General features: G+C 46.0%; 15 protein-coding genes and 1 pseudogene. 5 read left to right on the top strand and 11 right to left on the bottom strand.

Going from position 1 to position 16,894, the window contains the following annotated elements; genetic code table 11:
- Positions 1-3: 3 nt before the first annotated feature.
- From ACT6R0_RS00635 to ACT6R0_RS00615, 5 genes are all read right to left on the bottom strand, one after another.
- Positions 4-1,350, bottom strand: a complete 1,347-nt coding sequence (locus ACT6R0_RS00635) for a dihydroorotase (RefSeq protein ID WP_444650346.1) — start codon at positions 1,348-1,350, stop codon at positions 4-6.
- A 1-nt stretch (position 1,351) separates the two neighbouring features.
- Complete coding sequence (locus ACT6R0_RS00630) at positions 1,352-2,320, bottom strand: L-threonylcarbamoyladenylate synthase (protein ID WP_444650344.1); 969 nt, start codon at positions 2,318-2,320, stop codon at positions 1,352-1,354.
- On the bottom strand, positions 2,317-3,153 hold the full coding sequence (locus ACT6R0_RS00625) for a DUF6671 family protein (protein ID WP_444650342.1): 837 nt from the start codon (positions 3,151-3,153) through the stop codon (positions 2,317-2,319). Before ACT6R0_RS00625 ends, ACT6R0_RS00630 begins: the two co-directional genes overlap by 4 nt.
- Complete coding sequence (locus tag ACT6R0_RS00620; RefSeq protein WP_444650340.1) at positions 3,153-3,410, bottom strand: hypothetical protein; 258 nt, start codon at positions 3,408-3,410, stop codon at positions 3,153-3,155. Before ACT6R0_RS00620 ends, ACT6R0_RS00625 begins: the two co-directional genes overlap by 1 nt.
- A 167-nt stretch (positions 3,411-3,577) precedes the next feature.
- Entirely contained in the window at positions 3,578-5,014 is a 1,437-nt protein-coding gene (locus ACT6R0_RS00615; protein WP_444650338.1) for an NADP-dependent isocitrate dehydrogenase, read from the bottom strand.
- A 92-nt stretch (positions 5,015-5,106) separates the two neighbouring features.
- Between ACT6R0_RS00615 and ACT6R0_RS00610 the strand changes: the two genes are divergently transcribed.
- The 5 genes from ACT6R0_RS00610 (at position 5,107) to ACT6R0_RS00590 (ending at position 11,183) form a co-directional block, all read left to right on the top strand.
- A complete protein-coding gene (locus tag ACT6R0_RS00610) occupies positions 5,107-6,027 on the top strand; it encodes a LysR family transcriptional regulator (RefSeq protein ID WP_444650336.1) in 921 nt (306 codons plus the stop codon).
- 81 nt (positions 6,028-6,108) lie between these two features.
- Complete coding sequence (locus ACT6R0_RS00605) at positions 6,109-6,780, top strand: TetR/AcrR family transcriptional regulator (protein WP_444650334.1); 672 nt, start codon at positions 6,109-6,111, stop codon at positions 6,778-6,780.
- A gap of 1 nt (position 6,781) precedes the next feature.
- Positions 6,782-8,443, top strand: coding sequence for a peptidase domain-containing ABC transporter (locus tag ACT6R0_RS00600; RefSeq protein ID WP_444650332.1), 1,662 nt, complete (start codon positions 6,782-6,784; stop codon positions 8,441-8,443).
- A 2-nt stretch (positions 8,444-8,445) separates the two neighbouring features.
- Positions 8,446-9,798, top strand: coding sequence for an HlyD family secretion protein (locus tag ACT6R0_RS00595; RefSeq protein ID WP_444650330.1), 1,353 nt, complete (start codon positions 8,446-8,448; stop codon positions 9,796-9,798).
- Complete coding sequence (locus ACT6R0_RS00590) at positions 9,795-11,183, top strand: TolC family protein (protein ID WP_444650328.1); 1,389 nt, start codon at positions 9,795-9,797, stop codon at positions 11,181-11,183. Before ACT6R0_RS00595 ends, ACT6R0_RS00590 begins: the two co-directional genes overlap by 4 nt.
- A 1,345-nt stretch (positions 11,184-12,528) precedes the next feature.
- Here ACT6R0_RS00590 and ACT6R0_RS00585 read toward each other — a convergent pair.
- The 6 genes and pseudogenes from ACT6R0_RS00585 to ACT6R0_RS00560 all read right to left on the bottom strand — a co-directional run bounded on the left by ACT6R0_RS00585 (position 12,529) and on the right by ACT6R0_RS00560 (position 16,850).
- Entirely contained in the window at positions 12,529-12,693 is a 165-nt protein-coding gene (locus tag ACT6R0_RS00585; protein ID WP_180270110.1) for a hypothetical protein, read from the bottom strand.
- Positions 12,694-12,703: 10 nt separating this feature from the next.
- The gene (locus ACT6R0_RS00580) at positions 12,704-13,108 is read right to left on the bottom strand and encodes a hypothetical protein (RefSeq protein WP_444650325.1); all 405 of its coding nucleotides are present in this window, start codon (positions 13,106-13,108) and stop codon (positions 12,704-12,706) included.
- 105 nt (positions 13,109-13,213) lie between these two features.
- Positions 13,214-13,327, bottom strand: a pseudogene (locus tag ACT6R0_RS00575) (hypothetical protein); the annotation flags it as partial.
- 407 nt (positions 13,328-13,734) lie between these two features.
- Positions 13,735-13,929 (bottom strand): hypothetical protein, encoded by a 195-nt coding sequence (locus ACT6R0_RS00570; RefSeq protein WP_143874667.1) that lies wholly within the window; start codon positions 13,927-13,929, stop codon positions 13,735-13,737.
- Positions 13,930-14,001: 72 nt separating this feature from the next.
- Positions 14,002-14,886 carry a diacylglycerol/lipid kinase family protein gene (locus ACT6R0_RS00565; RefSeq protein ID WP_444650323.1) on the bottom strand — a complete coding sequence of 295 codons (885 nt, stop codon included), beginning with the start codon at positions 14,884-14,886 and terminating at the stop codon, positions 14,002-14,004.
- A 14-nt stretch (positions 14,887-14,900) separates the two neighbouring features.
- Complete coding sequence (locus tag ACT6R0_RS00560) at positions 14,901-16,850, bottom strand: LTA synthase family protein (RefSeq protein ID WP_444650321.1); 1,950 nt, start codon at positions 16,848-16,850, stop codon at positions 14,901-14,903.
- Between the last annotated feature and the right edge of the window lie 44 nt (positions 16,851-16,894).

Below are 16,894 nucleotides of genomic sequence, written 5' to 3'. Positions count from 1 at the left end.
TAGTTATCGGTATTTTTCGAATATCAGGCGTTCGCCTTGTGGAGGCAGACAAAATTTGCCGTTATCAAACATGGCCCTGCCGTTGACTAAGGTGTACTGCACCCGGTTACGAAATGTCGTGCCTTCAAATGGTGACCAGCCGCATTGGTAGTGAATATTGCTTTTTTGTATTAACCAAGGGCTATCAGGTTTCACCAGTACCAGATCTGCAAAATATCCTTCCCTGATATAGCCGCGATCCACTATCCTGTATGACTCTGCAACATTATGGCTGGTCGCGGTAACGATATCCTCCAGCGTGATCTCGCCCCGGCCCGCCAGTTCCAGCAGTGCAGCAAGGGAATGCTGCACGAGCGGCCCGCCTGACAGCGCCTCGAAATAATCACCGCTCTTCTCCCTCAGGCTGTGCGGTGCATGGTCGGTTGCCAGGGTATCGATCCGCCTGTCGGCAACGGCAGCCAGGAGCGCCTTCCTATCATTTTCTGACTTAATAGCAGGGTTCCATTTGATCCTGGCACCAAGGGTACCGTAATCGGCATCGTTAAAGTAAAGGTGGTGGGTGCAGGCCTCAGCTGTAATGCGCTTTTGCCTGAGGGGAATGGTGTTTGGGAACAGGGCAGCCTCATCAGCAGTCGATATATGCAGAAGGTGTAGCCGGGTAGAGTGCCGGGTCGCAGTAGCGACCAGCATTTCCGTCGCCTTGAGGCATGCTTCCCTGCTTCGTATCAGCGGGTGGCACGCGATAGGTATCTGCTTTCCATATAATCTCAGGTACTGTTCAGTATTCCGGCGGATTACCCAGTCGTCTTCACTATGCAAGGCAACCAGCGTTTCCGCCCTTGAGAATAGCCTGTCGACAAATTCGGGGTCCCCGGCAAGTATGCCATCTTTCATCCCGAAATACAGTCCATCGTCGCTTATCCCGCACACTCTTTGGCTGTCCACCCTTAGCGCCTGGTCAAGATTGTCTTTGCAGACGCCCATAAAAAAGGAGTAATTGCAGAACGATGACTCCGCTGCCCGCTTATATTTTTCCTCAAGCAACGCGGTGGTAAGGGTTGCAGGATTGGTATTGGGCATATCCATAAAGGATGTTATCCCTCCTGCCACTGCTGCCCGTGATTCGGAATATATAGTGCCCTTTTCAGGGAAACCCGGCTCACGAAAATGGACATGGCCGTCAATCAGCCCCGGCAGAAGATACATGCCGGGAGCAGCAATCTCCCGTACCTTATGCCTTTGTGAAATACCCTCGCCGATAGCCTCTATTCTCCCTTTACGGATATAGAGGTCGGCTACCTTCCGGGATCCTTCGTTTATTATGCAGGCATCTTTGATTATTATATCCATATCATTGTTGGTATGATGCCCGTTTCAGTTTGTCATTTAGCGCGATTCCGATACCCTCCATTGGAAATTCCTTCACCAGGATAAGGTCCAGCCCATAATTATCCAGCTTATGAAGGGCGCTATACAGGTTGGCTGCAGCCTCCTCCATAGAGTCAGAGGAGCTCAGCGAGTAGGATGCCACAATATCGTTGCTGGAAAAGTGCTCGCCATAATGCAAAAGCCCTATCTTCTTACCGCTGTGCAGTTGAGCAAGCTCTTGGATGTTATTGGAGAAAAGCAGTGGCGTTACGGGCGCATAATGCCTTGGAAACATCCCCGGGGCGACCACCTTTGGGCCTGATTGCTTATAAATGCACCTGGCATCGGTTACGGCGGCAATTTGCGCAGCAGTGACACTTCCATGCCGGTATATGATAATATTAGGGCCATCAAAGCCCACAATAGTGGATTCTATGCCTACTTGGCAGGGACCACCATCAAGGATGAGCGGGATTTTTCCGTCAAAGTATTTAAGCACATGCTGCGCCTGGCTGGGGCTGATGCAGCCGAAAGGATTAGCGCTTGGGGCAGCAACGGGCTGGCCGATAGCTGATAGCAACGCCAATGCTGCCGGATGAGCCGGCATCCGTACTGCTACAGTTTCCCGCCCCGCGGTAATTGCGTCGGGAATGGAGCTGCGCTTTTTGAGCAGCATCGTCAATGGCCCTGGCCACAATGCAGAGGAGAGCTGCCATGCAAGTTCCGGCACTTCTGCAGCTACATCATCAAGCTGGGACGGATGGGCAATATGCACTATCAACGGATTGTCAGAGGGACGGCCTTTCACTCTAAAAATGGTGCTGATTGCAGTCTCCGAATCGATAATGCCGGCAAGGCCATAGACTGTCTCAGTCGGAAATCCGATTATCCCGCCTTCAAGAAGCTGCGTTGCGGCTTCTGATATGTCAGTGGTGACAGTAGTTTTTCTCATGGGTTGCACATATCACAATACATTGGTTCTTCGGTTTCTTTCCCCTTGGGATACCTGACTTCTTCTGTATGGCTGCATTTTGCGCAGCAATAGACATGGCTCAGCGTTGATGCCGTGGGAAATCGGCACGCGCTGCAGGGAAGCCCCGGCCGCACATCGGTAACACCAAATCCGGGCGCACTGCAGGACGGGCACAGGGACAGCGCTTTATCGAAAAGTTTACCGGCAGCACGGGCGATGGCCTGCATCCGGCTGGGGTTATGCATGGCTCGCATGTCGGTTTCAATGTAAAACCTTCCATACTTGTTCAGGTACTGCTTCCCCAGCCTTGCCATCTCTTCAGGGTCGCTGACACCTTTTACGATTCCGTGAAGATTTTTTTCGGACTTTCGCAAGATTACTGAATGGCTTGGGAACTTAGCCAGGGAAAGGAAGGTGTCGAGCTCCTCTAAACTTGTGATGCGCGATGCGCCGAAGTTGGTATCCACGGTCAGTTCCCGTGCCACTATCTCCAGACCGTTAACAAGGTCTACCAGCATGATGAGCTCATCGTCACCCGGCGCTATAAACAATGTGGGATGGGGGCCAAAGGAGCCTTCGCTTGCAATGGCAAGGTCCAGCCCGTATAAGGCCATACCCTCGTGGCACTTCCGCCTGAGAGTGGCCAGGGCATCCTGCTGCCTTTCAATTTCTCCGGTGAAAGTGCCAAGGGTATCGGTGTCATACGCTTGGGCTACGATGCAGCTTACGCCAAGCCTCTGCATGGCTAACGGGGCTATGACCTTTTCTTTCCCGTGTTTTGTCACGATAAGCAGCTTGCGTCCCCTGAACATCAGATAATCATTATATCAGCGGTGATTGCAACAGTGTCAGCTGGATCCATTGCGGCTATTTTTTCAAGAAATTGATTCCTGGTTTTCAACAGTTCCTCTTTTCGCTTCAAGGAACGTTCATCGGTATGGCCTTTACGGATTTCGCTTCCAAAACTTTCCCTGCTGTGGAAATTGATCTTGTATTCCAGGAGCGCAAGTATGAGCTCTTTGGCTTCGGCAACTGTAAAAGTGCCTTCTATAAGTTTAAATTTTGACATTTTTCGTGTAGTATTTTCGTATTAGACAACAATGTAGGATCAAAAGACATGGTAACAGGCCGTCTGCCTCTGCGGAATTTCCCGCTGGGAGGGACACCAGCAAAGATGTCCCAATGATCAATAGCAGTATAGCGGCTGTCAGCGGATTCCGGCGGGCGGCTGCTATCTTATTGCCCCTGTCCGAGCGAGTAAGCATCTTTTCCATCAAATCTGTACAGGTTTTCAGTTTTAACAACATCCAGTTCGTTTTTTTCTGCCAGCTCAAGCAGCCTGATTATGGCGCTCTTTGCCATCTTTCCACCATCAGCAGGCTTAAAGCGGCAGCGCCAATGGTCAGTGCAGAAAGTCTCACTAAACCCTTCCGGCCAAACCTTGATTCCCCTATTTGTGATCATTGTCAGCTGTATGCCATTGTTCTCAATTGCCATGACCTTACCGGCGAGCTCGTCGGGGTCCGCTCCAAGCCAGTGCAGGAACAGGTCAACCCCGCAAAGATCTTTGATGGCTGGTGTCCTGCGCCTGTAGTCCGGAAGGACAATCGCCTTGTCTTTTGCGTAATTAACTTTCCGCAGTTGCATGGGCTGCTGTCCCAGATTGGCAATTACGGCCTGAGCAAATTCCTTGGTCCCCACCAGCCTCTTGCTGCTGCCTTCCTTGTACAGGTCATAAGTGTGGATACCGTCCTCTATGGTCTTTAGCCATGCGTTCTGTACTTTTTCGGCAATATCCGTCTGCCCGATGTGAGTCAGCATCAATACCGCACCTTGTAGCAGCCCGGATGGGTTGGCCATATTTTGCCCTGCCCTTCGCGGGGCTGAACCATGTATGGCTTCAAACATTGCGCATTCGGCGCCAATATTGGAAGAACCTGCCAGGCCGACGGAGCCGGCGATCTGGGCCGCAACATCCGAGAGGATGTCCCCGTAAAGGTTTGGCATCACTATGACGTCAAAGGCTTCCGGCGTATCGGCCATCTTCGCCGCACCTATATCAACAATCCAGTGCTCGTTCTCAATTTCCGGATATTCAGCGGCCACCTCATCAAATACTTTATGGAAAAGACCGTCAGTCTGCTTCATGATATTATCCTTGGTAAAGCAGGTGACCTTTTTCCTGCCGTATTGCCTGGCATATTCAAAAGCGTAACGGACGATCTTCTCGCACCCCGGCCTGCTGATAAGCTTAAGGCACTGCACAACCTCATCGGTCTGCTGGTGCTCGATGCCTGCGTAAAGGTCCTCTTCGTTCTCCCTTATGATCACTACGTCCATGACCGGGTGTTTGGTCTGAACAAATGGATGCAGGCTTATGCAGGGGCGCACATTTGCGTACAAGCCGAGAAACTTACGAGTAGTAACATTCAGGCTCTTGTAACCGCCCCCCTGGGGCGTGGTGATTGGCGCCTTCAGGAAAACCTTATTTCGGCGTATCACATCCCATGACTCCTTAGCGATACCGGCTGTGTTACCGCTCAGGTAAACCTTCTCGCCGATTTCGATCTCATCCACCTCAATCCTGGCACCTGCCGTCATAATAATTGAAAGTGTCGCATCCATGATTTCCGGGCCTATGCCGTCTCCTTTCGCTACAGTAATTCTCTTCATAAAAAGTTATTTAGGATTTTCAGGGACAAATGTATTTTGGTTGAATCATATATTTTTATTTATATTTGAAATGAAATACATAAAAATATTTTATGAATTATACCCTCAACCAATTGCAGATATTCCTTAAGGTCTCCCAGACCCAAAGCATAACGAAGGCTGCCGAGGAACTGCACCTCACACAACCCGCCGTGTCGATACAGATGAAGAATTTCCAGGCCCAATTTGACATACCGCTAACGGAAACCATAGGAAGAAATATTTATATTACTGCATTTGGCGCTGAAGTAGCCCAAGCTGCCGGGGCAATAATTGCGCAGGTGCATGCCATTAATTACAAGGCAGCAGCTTTTAAAGGCCAGCTCAGCGGCCGGCTTACCCTTTCGGTCGTTTCAACAGGTAAGTACGTAATGCCCTATTTCCTATCCGACTTTCTGAAAGCCAATCCTGGCGTGGAGCTGACTATGGATGTTACGAACAAAAGGGAGGTCCTGAGAAGCCTCGCAGGCAATGATGTCGATTTCGCATTAGTTTCGGTACTTCCCCAAAAAATGGACATTGAAAAGCTTGACCTTTTAAAAAATAAGCTTCTTCTGGTAGGGAATGCCGAAAAACAAATACATGGAAAGACTACAAAAGAGCTATTTAGCGAACTACCGCTCATTTTCAGGGAGGAGGGTTCAGGCACAAGGCACACGATGAGTGAGTTTTTGGCGCGCAACGACATACGCTACCTTAAAAAACTGGAGCTTACCTCCAATGAGGCTGTAAAGCAGGCAGTCATTGCAGGCATAGGTTATTCTATAATGCCTCTTATTGGGATTAAGAATGAATTGTTTAACAAAGACCTGCAGGTAATATCAGCGAAGGGATTGCCTATTACGACAATGTGGAGCCTGATCTGGATGAAGGGTAAAAAGCATTCACCTGTAGGAGCGGCATATCTTGAACATCTCGCAGTTTATAAAGACACTATAATCAGAAGTAATTTTGATTGGTATGAGAAATTTTAATGGTTCAACAAACGTTAAATAATAAACATAATTTCAAAATTGATAGTATTACTATTATATTTGCGCTAAATATTTCATCAAATGAAGACGTTACTTGCAAATATAAAGATACAGGTCAACCCGAAAATCTATATCAAGGACCCTGAAACCTCCGCACTGGGCCGAAAGATCATTAAGGAAAGTATTGCCCTTATGGACGATATCGGTTTCGACGGCTTTACTTTCAAGAAGCTAGGCGAGCGCATAGGTTCCAACGAGAGTTCCATATATCGGTATTTTGAAAATAAGCATAAGCTACTGGTATACCTTTCCTCATGGTACTGGAGCTGGATGGAATACCGTATCGTGTTCGCAACGGCCAATATTGCCGACCCGTCTGAAAAGCTCCGCAAGGCGATCACATTAGTTACTGAAAAAATTAAGGATGATGCCACGACCGACTATATTGACGAGTCAGTGCTCAATAGAATCATCATTGCCGAATTCACTAAGACCTTCCTTACGAAAGAGGTGGACGAAGAGAATAAAGAAGGTTTTTTCCTCATCTACAAGCGAGTCGTGAACCGCATCGTGGACATGATCACAGAAATCAACCCCGATTTTCCCTACCCGAAAAGCTTCGCATCGGGTATTGTTGAAGGATCGCTGCACCAGCACTTCATCAAGGATCATTTCAAGACGATTACCGATTGCAGCGAGAAAGTTAGCCCCACCGATTTCTACCTACATCTAGCAACCTTTATCACCAAATAACATGACACCCGCAAAACGATTCTTCAGCCTTTTGAAGCTTGACAGGAAAGATGTCTATCAGATATTCTTCTATGCACTTTTTGCAGGGCTGATAAGCCTCTCGCTTCCTTTAGGAATTCAGGCCATCATCAACTTTATCCAAAGCGGAAGGGTGAGTGTCTCCTGGATAGTGCTCATTGTAGTGGTTGTAGCAGGTGTAGGGCTTGTGGGACTGCTTTCGCTGATGCAGCTGCGGATCACTGAAAACCTCCAACAGAAGATTTTTGTGCGCTCTTCTTTCGAATTTGCGTACCGCCTTCCGAAAATACGTTTTGACGAGCTGTACAACAACGTATATCCGCCGGAGCTCGCCAACCGCTTCTTTGATACTCTTACCATACAAAAGGGGGTGTCAAAGCTATTGATCGATTTCTCTGCCGCATTGCTGCAGATTGGCTTTGGCATCATACTGCTCTCCCTATACCATCCGTTTTTTATATTATTCGGTATCCTGCTGGTAATACTCCTTTATATGATATTCAGGTTTTCCTACAAGCCGGGCCTCGAGACAAGCCTAAGCGAATCGAAGTATAAATATCAGGCAGCAGACTGGCTGCAGGAAATCGCACGCAACAATTCATCATTCCGGACGCGTGTGAATTTTGACTACGCGCTGGAAAAAAACAACTCCCTCGTAAGCAGTTACCTTGAATACCGTGAAAAGCATTTCAGTATTATCAGGCGACAATTTACGCAACTCATTATCTTTAAAGTCATAATTACAGCAGGGCTATTGCTTATCGGCGGTTACCTGGTGCTGGGGCAACAGATGAACATCGGACAGTTTGTTGCCGCAGAAATCATAATACTTTTGGTTATCAACTCGGTCGAAAAGATTATTCTAGGATTGGAAACATTTTATGATGTACTGACTGCCACAGAAAAGATTGGACAGGTAGCGGATATGGACATTGAGGATAGCACCCCATCGGCAACCACCGCAGATCAACAGCAGGTAACTATCGAAGCTGACAATATCAGGTTCCGATACCCAGGGGCAGAAAAAGATGTAATCAGGAATATCAGCCTCAAGATAACGCCCGGCGAAAAAATCGTGCTCAAGGGCTTTAATGGATCCGGAAAAACCACATTGATCCGACTGCTTTCAGGCTTGCTGCAGCCGACCTCAGGAAGCATTTTCATCAACGACGACACCTTCACTAAGATAGACAACGCGGGCTACAGGTCAAAAATCGGCAGCATTATCCAGGGCGAGACACCATTTGAGGGTACGATTTTGGAGAATATCACCTTTAACAATCCTGCTATACACCAGGAGGATATAAGGTGGGCGCTAAACTCGGTGCAGTTGACCGACTTCGTCAAGACGCTGCCTGATGGCCTCAATACAAAGATATTTCCCGAAGGCAAGCAGCTCTCTTCGTCCAACGCCCAAAAGATTCTCCTGGCACGCAGCATCGTACACAGGCCATCGATACTTTTTTACGAGGATCCCACTGACAGGATGGACGCTGATGCCGCAAGTGCATTGATTGATTTTATTTTTGACGAAAAAAACCCCTGGACAGTCATAGTGTCTTCGGCCAATCCGCATTGGCAGGTAAGGTCTACCCGACAAATCACGATGGATAAAGGAAAGATTATAGAAGACAAAATCGAATAGCTATGCTCAATATCTCAAATAATAAAAAGGCACGCCTGGAAGCCGTAGCCCATTACAGCACCATAAAGCAGTTGTCAGAAAGGCCGCACTATAAAATTCTGAACAGGATTATAGCCTGCTTATGCCTGCTGGCCCTTTTATTCTTATTTCTTCCCTGGACACAAAATATATCAGGAACAGGAGCTGTTACGACACTCAGTCCGGAACAACGCCCCCAAACCATTCATACGGCTATTGCCGGCCGGATAGAGAAATGGTATGTGAATGAGGGCGATTATGTAGAAAAAGGCGATACAATATTGTTCATTTCTGAAGTAAAGGAAGATTATTTTGACCCCAATTTGGTAAGCAACACCAAACAGCAGGTAGATGCCAAAAAAAATGCGGTTAAATCATATGACAGTAAGGTTCAGGCCCTTGAATCTCAGATGTCTGCAATTGATAACGAAAAAAATCTTAAGATTCAGCAGGGCCGCAATAAGATCCGTCAGTCCCGGCTTAAGGTAATGAGTGACAGCATTGACCTTGAAGCGGTTAAGACTCAATTGAAGATAGCAACTACACAATATGAACGTTCTGTACAGCTCAACAAAGAAGGACTCAAGCCGCTTACCGATGTCGAGGAAAAAAGGCTTAAGCTACAAGATGCACAAGCGAAAATCATAACGCAGGAGAACAAGTTGCTTACTGCCAGAAATGAACTAATTAATGCAAAGGTGGAGATTAACAGAATCACAGCTGAGTATTCAGAAAAGATTTCAAAATCCAGCAGCGATAAATTTACGGCGCTCAGCAGCCAATTTGATACTGAAGCCCAGGTAAATAAGCTGGAAAACCAGTATGTAAATTATAGCATACGCAACGGTATGTATTATATTAAGGCGCCTCAAAGCGGCTATGTAAACAGGGCGCTGCAATCAGGCCTTGGAGAAACTATTAAGGAAGGCACACCAATTGTGAGCATTATGCCTTCGGCATATGATATAGCAGTGGAAACCTATGTGCGGCCAATAGATTTGCCGCTGCTCAAAAAAGGAGATGAAATCCGTGTATGGTTTGATGGCTGGCCAACAATAGTATTTTCAGGATGGCCGGACATGTCCTACGGCACTTTTGGCGGCCGCGTTGTTGCCATAGAAAACTTCATCAGCCCTAACGGGAAATACCGGGTGCTCATTGCACCGGATAAGAACGAGGCGCCATGGCCGAAACAGCTCAGCATTGGTGCAGGGGCACAGACCATAGCGCTCCTGGATACAGTTCCTGTCTGGTTTGAGATATGGAGGACGCTGAACGGCTTTCCCCCTAATTACTATAAGTCCGGCGAAGATAATACTAAAGAAAAAGGTAAATGAAACACTTTATCTACATAATTCTTATAACCATTGCGTGGCAGACAGCCCATTCACAGCAGTTGCAGCAGCTGAGTTTTAACGAATACCTTGGTTACGTAAAGAAATACCATCCTGTGGTCCGTCAGGCCAACCTGCAGATAAGCGGCGCACAGGCAGGACTGATGGCCGCCCGAGGCGCATTTGACCCGAAAATCGAAGTAGATTACGACAAGAAGGAGTTTAAGGGTACAGAATACTATTCATTGTTAAATAGCAGCTTCAAGATACCCACCTGGTATGGCATAGAACTCAAAGCCGCATTCGACAACAGTGAAGGCATTTACGTGAATCCGCAAAATACAACGCCGAACCGTGGCCTTACATCCCTTGGCATAAGCATTCCGCTGGCGCAGGGACTGCTGATTAATAACCGAATGGCTGACCTGCGCAAAGCCAAAGTGCAGCTACAGCTCAGTGAAGCCGAACGCAAGCTACAGGTGACCCATGCTATTTATGAAGCATCAATCGCTTATTTCAACTGGAAGAGGGCATATAGCGAAGTTCAGCTTTACGATACCTACCTCAAATTTGCCTCTGACCGTTATTCCGGAATACGAAAGCTCATTGAGGCCGGCGATAAGCCCGCAATTGACAGCGTAGAGGCAGGTATAACCGTAAAGAACAGAAGGCTTACCCTTACCGAGGCACAACTTAAGCTTGCCAAGGCACGGCTTGACCTTTCTAATTTCCTTTGGCTCGATGATGTACCGTTGGAACTGTCGCAGGATGTCGTGCCTGAGGATGTTATTGAGGCCGGCATAACGCAAGCCCTTGGCATTGACCCGGCCCTAGAGGTGACCGACTCGCTTGATGGCCATCCTAAGGTCCTTGCACTGCAGGGAAAGGTTGACATTCTGGATATAGACCGCCGTTACAAAGCAAACCTCCTGCTGCCGAGGGTTGACCTAAGCTACAACTACCTTTCAGAGCCCTCATATATTGACAACTACAGGCTTGAAGATTACAAGATAGGTTTTAATTTCAGCTTCCCGCTTTTTCTCAGAAAGGAACGCGGCGCATTGAAGTTGGCTAAAATAAAAGTTCAGGATGGCATGCTTGACCTTGACCTTGCAAGGCTTGAAATAAAAAATAAGCTAATTGCGCAACGTACAGAAATAGCATCACTGGCTGATCAGCGAAAAATTGCGGATGAACTTGTAAATGATTATACTAGTATGCTCCAGTCTGAAGAACGCTTGTTTTCATTCGGCGAAAGCTCTATTTTTCTTATTAATGCAAGGGAAAACAATGTCGTGAGCGCCAAATTGTCGCAAATTGCGCTGCAGAACCGCTTTTTAGGTTCGAACGCAGAACTTTTCAGGATTCTTGGCGAGCCCGGCAATTAAAATACAGAGCATGATATCTTGGTAACTAGAAGTATTTCTATCGCAACCATAGTTAACGCTCTTAACTTCTCTAAGTACAATTTTGATTATCAGCGGTATAGTTTGCACCTTGCTATTTTACGCGGCATAGTGGCGTTAGGAGATTGAATTTGCCTGCATGTTCATAATAATAAGCTTCTCACCCTTTTACCCGCATCTTCTTCCCTTCTGGCCTGCGGTCAGCGTCCAGGGACTGGACTACCGTTATTTCAAAATAATTGGATTTTAAATCCTTAGGAATAAGTTTTGCATAGTCTTCAAATCCATAGGATTAATGCCAATTGTCTCAACTTTTCCGGCTTTGGCGACGTAGGTATTAGAAAGGGAATCCAGGAGATAAGCATTTGCAATTGTTTGCCCGAAAAGGCATTCCATGTCCTGGGGGTTATGTAAAAGATTCCGATAGTTGCGCTATCTGTTGGATGTAAATAGTAAAGCGTTCAAAAGGCATCGGAGTTCTGCTAATCAGCTTTTCATTATCGTACGTTTCGATAATGTAGTTTATCCTAACACTGACAGAATCTATGTCAGCGAGATACTTCTCTGTAAACCAATTACAGGAATCCTTCTTTCCAGGTGCGGATTCAGCAGGACTTCTTTACCCTCTATCTTCCAAGTACCCCTGCTCTCGCTTGATTTATGACAAATGTGTTACCAGCATTAATTGTAAGCTGCATAACGACATCACTATAAGTTCCCACAAAATTGATTTTTCCTGCGCCGTCGCAAAAGTCCCGATAATACAAGTGTTAAAAGTGTTTTACTAACGAAACATTTGAATCATAACGTATCTCCGACTTTAAATAGTATTTTACTAAAACATAAATCACTTATTTTAAGGATTGCTGTCAGATCATGGCATTTATAATGGAAATCCTAATTGGAGGGGGTAGAGATAAGAACCTGCTCCTTTAAACCCGCATAACTGGCGGATTGCTATGTTTTAAAATCAATTGCCACGAAAATGCCACAACTATTAAATTATCTTAACCGACTTAGAAATATATGATTATATGTCACAAATATAAAAACAAGATGGGAGTCGAACCCCAGCCTTGAAACCCACGTAATTGCTGGGTTTCTTATAACTCTTAGTCTCATGTGCCATGATTTTGCCACAATCTTGACCTGCTTAACTTGCTGATTTAAAGAACGGTATAATTTCACTACAAAGATAGTAAAAGATAGTAGTTTAGCGGAGAATGACTGAATATTTAATTCGAACTTACGCTTTTTACAACACCCGTCCAAGCCTTCATAGGCAATTGAGTCTGCCTTTACCTCATCGGCATCTAGCTAAGTTTGCTTATTGCAGTTTTAATTTTTTCAAGGTCTGTTTTCTTAGAACAGTTTGCTCTGGGCTGTACTGCATGCTGTCGGAATATGGTACGATAATTAAATCACACTGGAGAAGTACTATACCATTGACGCAGCCTTTTGCTGCTGTCTCGCAATCCTTGTCTTTTGCCATTAGCATCTACTTAATGACTATGACCATGCTTCTTTTTCCTACTGAGATCAGGGTTTCTGAAAACTATTGACACATTCCGCCCATCTATGTTAAGCAATACCGTGCAATATTCGAAAATGGACGAGGCAGGAACACTGGTGACAAAATAACCTTTATCACTCTTCACTAAAAATGCCTTTTCCGCTGATTTTTTTGCAAATGTGAACTCAGCTTCAATACCATTATATTGTATCGATGACGTGCCTGCAGCCTCAAAAAAATATATTGTCAACTGGTCGCCGGACTTTACCATCTCGAAATGGTAACCATCTGCTTCCTCTACAACACCGCCATACCTGGGCTCGTCGTGGTGCTCCTGCGCTGATGCTGAAACTGATATGATACTGCATATTATAATTGTAATAAATAGTTTCATTTGGATTGGATTTATTATGATAATTAATCTGACAATTTTCATTCATTTCGCTCCTGTTCGCGTTGTAGCGCAGAAACAACGGAAAATAATTTGTTAACGTTACTGTTATTTGTGTGGAATGCTAGGCTGACGTTGCCACAGGGCGCATACTCCCCGGGATGAAACTTTGAAAAGTCCTATCACTTGGACGCCGGATACTGCCGCTAGATGCATAACGCCGCTGTCGGCACCTCATATAGCTTATAATTGCAATAACTGTTGCTAATTCCCTTAAATCAAAAGTATAGTAAAAAGGCGCTCGGAAGGCTAACTGCGATATATTTTCTATTGGTAATACCTTATAATGCTTTAATCTAATTGGCTTGAAACTGCCTTTATTTCTGTACTGAGCTCCTTTGTAAGACGTTGCAATACCGAACGCATGTATTTGTCAATTTTCTTCAAAAAGTTGCGCATTATACTTATTAGATCAAATTTTCTTCCCCAAACAATAGCCATGAATAAAGCCCAGCATGATTACACTTTAAGCGGGGTCTGGATATATTTAAAATAACTGTTGACCCATCGACAAGCCATTAATCAAAAAAGGCAGCCCTGTTACAGGGCTGCCGGATAATTACAGGAGATTACTTTAAATCATCGTGGTGCTCCGACTCATCATGGTGTTCAGTTTCTTTGTGATGTTCCTTTTCCTTATGGTGCTCCTTCTCGTTCTTGTGGCCCGGGCCCTCATGGTGTTCAGGATGCGGGTGGTGCTCCTCATGGCTGTGATGTTCTGCATGGTCATGCTTTTCACTGTTTTTGCGGTCGTCTGTCATCATAATTGTAAATTTATAGTTGTTAATAATACTCATTCTAAAGTTAATAGTTAAACCTTTCTATTGTTCGCGGCCTTAACGTGATTTAGGGTCATTAGGCATAGCTACCCTAAGGCTGTTCTCCAATACGGATATGGCCAATTTATTTGTCTTGAAATAATAGTGGTCACCGTCAATCTGACCATCTACAAAAATCCGCAGCGGCAATTCCAACAGGAACGATCGCAACTGGATAGCCCTTCCCTTTTTAAATTTCGGGACTGTCCTGCACAGGATATGAATTCCCAGTGCAGCCTTTTCAATAAAATTTATTTCCGGTACGATAAACAAATCCAGAAGTCCGTCATTAAGGCTTGCTCTGGGTGTAAGGCTGAGCCCTTGCCCCATTTCCTGTGCATTGGAGATGAAAAAAAGGAATGGCAGCAATTTTTCCTGATGCCCCCTGTATTCGAATATTGTTTCCGAGGGCCTGTACTGAAAGGCTGTCAGCAACGATGACTTTACATATCCCCACAGCGACCGCCCTTTGATAGCGTCGTACCTCTTTACTACCTGCGCGTCAGCTGATATGCCCATGTTGCTGAAAAAAGGCTGCCCATTGACTGTTCCCACATCAATGGGCGATACCTTTCCTCCTCTGAGCAGTTCAATGGATTGCCGTAAATCCAACGGCAGTCCCAGACTTGATGCAAGGCCATTTCCCGTGCCCAGCGGCAAAATGCCAAGGATGACATCCGTACTGATAAGACAGGATGCCACCTCATTCACCGTACCGTCCCCGCCGCAGGCAATAACATAATCCGGCTTATCCTCCAGTGCGCGCTTTGCCAGCTCCGATGCATGTCCCCTGTAAGATGTGAACTCCACCTTGATGGTGTCGCTCGGAAAATGGCCGCGCAGCTGCGCTTCGGTCAGGGAATGCCTTCCATTTCCACTGGCAGGATTAATAATAAAGTGCATATAAGCCATAAGTATTACTTTAGAAGTTTGTTAGTAAAAAGGTAATCCGCCGTTTGGTACCATGAAATGGTTTCGTCAAGCATCATGTGATTCGTTGGTGTCGGTACCAGCCTGTTCCCATCCTTTTCCCATCTATAGGTGGAATGCCTTTTTTGGTCAGACAGAATTGTAACCCTTTCCTTTTTCATAAGTGCCAGCTTTCTGTATGTTCCAAGCAGCGCGCGCTCTTCATAATGCGCATCAAGAATATCGTTGCCGAAAAAATTTGAAGTATAGTTCCAGTGCATTAGTGAGAAGAACGTGGGAAAGAGGTCGATTTGTGAGCATTGTCTGCTGACCTTCCTGTTATTTTCCCGTAGGTTAACAATAAAAGCAGGGATGTGGTAATTGGCTATGTCGATCTCATCCCTGCCCGCACTACTGGCGCAGTGGTCAGCTACTATGATAAACACGGTATCACTGAACCACGGCTTTGCCCGTGCTTTCCTGAAGAGCTCAGCCAAAGCGTAGTCTGTGTATTTTACAGCGCCATCGCGTCCCGTCCCCGAAGGTATATCTACAGTGTTTCCCGGATAGGTGTATGGCCTGTGGTTGGAGGTAGTCATTACGAAAGTGAAGAATGGTTCATTTCGCTTATAGTGGCTGTCTGCACTCGAAAGCATCTTGGTATAGATGTCGCCGTCACAAATGCCCCATGCATTTTCAAAAGTGACTTCGCTGTCGCTTATATTCTTGCGTGCCGTCTTTATCTCATCGCTCAGAATGCTGCCCCGACCCCTGTCATAAATGGTAAAGCCGTTGCCGCCAAAGTAGGCGTTCATATTATCAAAGTAGCCATCGCCTCCGTAAAAGAAGTTGGTTGCATAGCCTTTAGATTTAAAGACACTGGAAATGGTATAGAGATCGCTGTTTTCCGGCCTTTTCACAATGCTTTGCCCCGGTGTTGGCGGTATGCAAAGGGTAACAGCCTCCATACCCCTTACCGTCCTGGTGCCTGTGGCATACATATCTTCAAAAAAGATGCTCTCCTGGGCGAGGCTGTCCAGAAAAGGCGTCAGTCCTTTCCCGTTGCCAAATTCTTTCATAAAGCTTGCGCTAAAGCTCTCCACAAGTATAAATACAACATTCTTCTTAACTTCCGGAGTGCCGCATGTATCCCTGATCGTCCGCTTTACGGACCGCTTCGTTCCTCCCTTCAGGCCCTGCAGACGGCTCCTTACGATTTCGAAAGCCTTACCCGTGTCAATGGAAGTATAGAACTCAACATACTCCATCCGATTGTTTCTGAACGCTGCAAAGAAAGAGTAGATGCCCGACTTCGATATTTCGGAATTGTACCGGTTTGCAGACCATTCAGCATTGTCGTTTCTTACCAGGCAGCTAAAAATAACCGCCACTGAGAGCACTCCCGCCAATAGAATGAAACGTGATCTTAGGCGGGTGCCCCTGCCGAACGTACGGGCAAATGCCCGCCTCTTATAAAAGAGGTAAAGGAATACACCCGTAGTAAGGAGCATGCTGCTGATAAGCATTGGAAGCGGATAGGATTGCTCAATATTAGCAATCACCTCATGGGTATAAATTAGATAGTCTACCGCAATAAAATTGAATCGGGAACTGAATTCGTCCCAAAATATTATCTCTGCAAAAAAAGTAAGCACCAATACAAAAAGAGCTAACGAGGTAAAGAAGACCACGACGATCCTGTCAAAATAGGACCCCACCAACCGGTTGGGCAGTAGTACATAGTAAAGTGCTGCCGGAACGAGTATGAAACTAAGCGTACCTGCATCAAAGAAAAGGCCTGTGAGAAGGGTCCAAAGCGTGTCGGCGAAGCCGAGAGAAGCCTCTTTATATTCAAGGCAAAGAAAGGTAATCCGCAACAGAAAGGAAGTAGTGAGGAACCATACTGAAAAATGGGCCAGCACGTCAAACCTGCCCGCTGGCCTGAAATTGTGTAACATATACCTGAGATTTGTAAAACAAAGTTCAGATACGATTTAGAAAA

Source organism: Flavobacterium sp., from assembly GCF_052437795.1.
Lineage (GTDB): Bacteria > Bacteroidota > Bacteroidia > Flavobacteriales > Flavobacteriaceae > Flavobacterium.
The sequence above is the reverse complement of the archived record's forward strand: the minus strand, read 5'-3'. Positions and strand labels throughout refer to the sequence as shown.

What these genes read in the sequence shown, in the direction of transcription:
- ACT6R0_RS00635 (WP_444650346.1), bottom strand. Translation starts at nt 1,350, where the DNA reads ATGGATATAATAATCAAAGATGCCTGCATAATAAACGAAGGATCCCGG.
- ACT6R0_RS00630 (WP_444650344.1), bottom strand. Translation starts at nt 2,320, where the DNA reads ATGAGAAAAACTACTGTCACCACTGACATATCAGAAGCCGCAACGCAG.
- ACT6R0_RS00625 (WP_444650342.1), bottom strand. Translation starts at nt 3,153, where the DNA reads ATGTTCAGGGGACGCAAGCTGCTTATCGTGACAAAACACGGGAAAGAA.
- ACT6R0_RS00620 (WP_444650340.1), bottom strand. Translation starts at nt 3,410, where the DNA reads ATGTCAAAATTTAAACTTATAGAAGGCACTTTTACAGTTGCCGAAGCC.
- ACT6R0_RS00615 (WP_444650338.1), bottom strand. Translation starts at nt 5,014, where the DNA reads ATGAAGAGAATTACTGTAGCGAAAGGAGACGGCATAGGCCCGGAAATC.
- ACT6R0_RS00610 (WP_444650336.1), top strand. Translation starts at nt 5,107, where the DNA reads ATGAATTATACCCTCAACCAATTGCAGATATTCCTTAAGGTCTCCCAG.
- ACT6R0_RS00605 (WP_444650334.1), top strand. Translation starts at nt 6,109, where the DNA reads ATGAAGACGTTACTTGCAAATATAAAGATACAGGTCAACCCGAAAATC.
- ACT6R0_RS00600 (WP_444650332.1), top strand. Translation starts at nt 6,782, where the DNA reads ATGACACCCGCAAAACGATTCTTCAGCCTTTTGAAGCTTGACAGGAAA.
- ACT6R0_RS00595 (WP_444650330.1), top strand. Translation starts at nt 8,446, where the DNA reads ATGCTCAATATCTCAAATAATAAAAAGGCACGCCTGGAAGCCGTAGCC.
- ACT6R0_RS00590 (WP_444650328.1), top strand. Translation starts at nt 9,795, where the DNA reads ATGAAACACTTTATCTACATAATTCTTATAACCATTGCGTGGCAGACA.
- ACT6R0_RS00585 (WP_180270110.1), bottom strand. Translation starts at nt 12,693, where the DNA reads ATGGCAAAAGACAAGGATTGCGAGACAGCAGCAAAAGGCTGCGTCAAT.
- ACT6R0_RS00580 (WP_444650325.1), bottom strand. Translation starts at nt 13,108, where the DNA reads ATGAAACTATTTATTACAATTATAATATGCAGTATCATATCAGTTTCA.
- ACT6R0_RS00570 (WP_143874667.1), bottom strand. Translation starts at nt 13,929, where the DNA reads ATGATGACAGACGACCGCAAAAACAGTGAAAAGCATGACCATGCAGAA.
- ACT6R0_RS00565 (WP_444650323.1), bottom strand. Translation starts at nt 14,886, where the DNA reads ATGCACTTTATTATTAATCCTGCCAGTGGAAATGGAAGGCATTCCCTG.
- ACT6R0_RS00560 (WP_444650321.1), bottom strand. Translation starts at nt 16,850, where the DNA reads ATGTTACACAATTTCAGGCCAGCGGGCAGGTTTGACGTGCTGGCCCAT.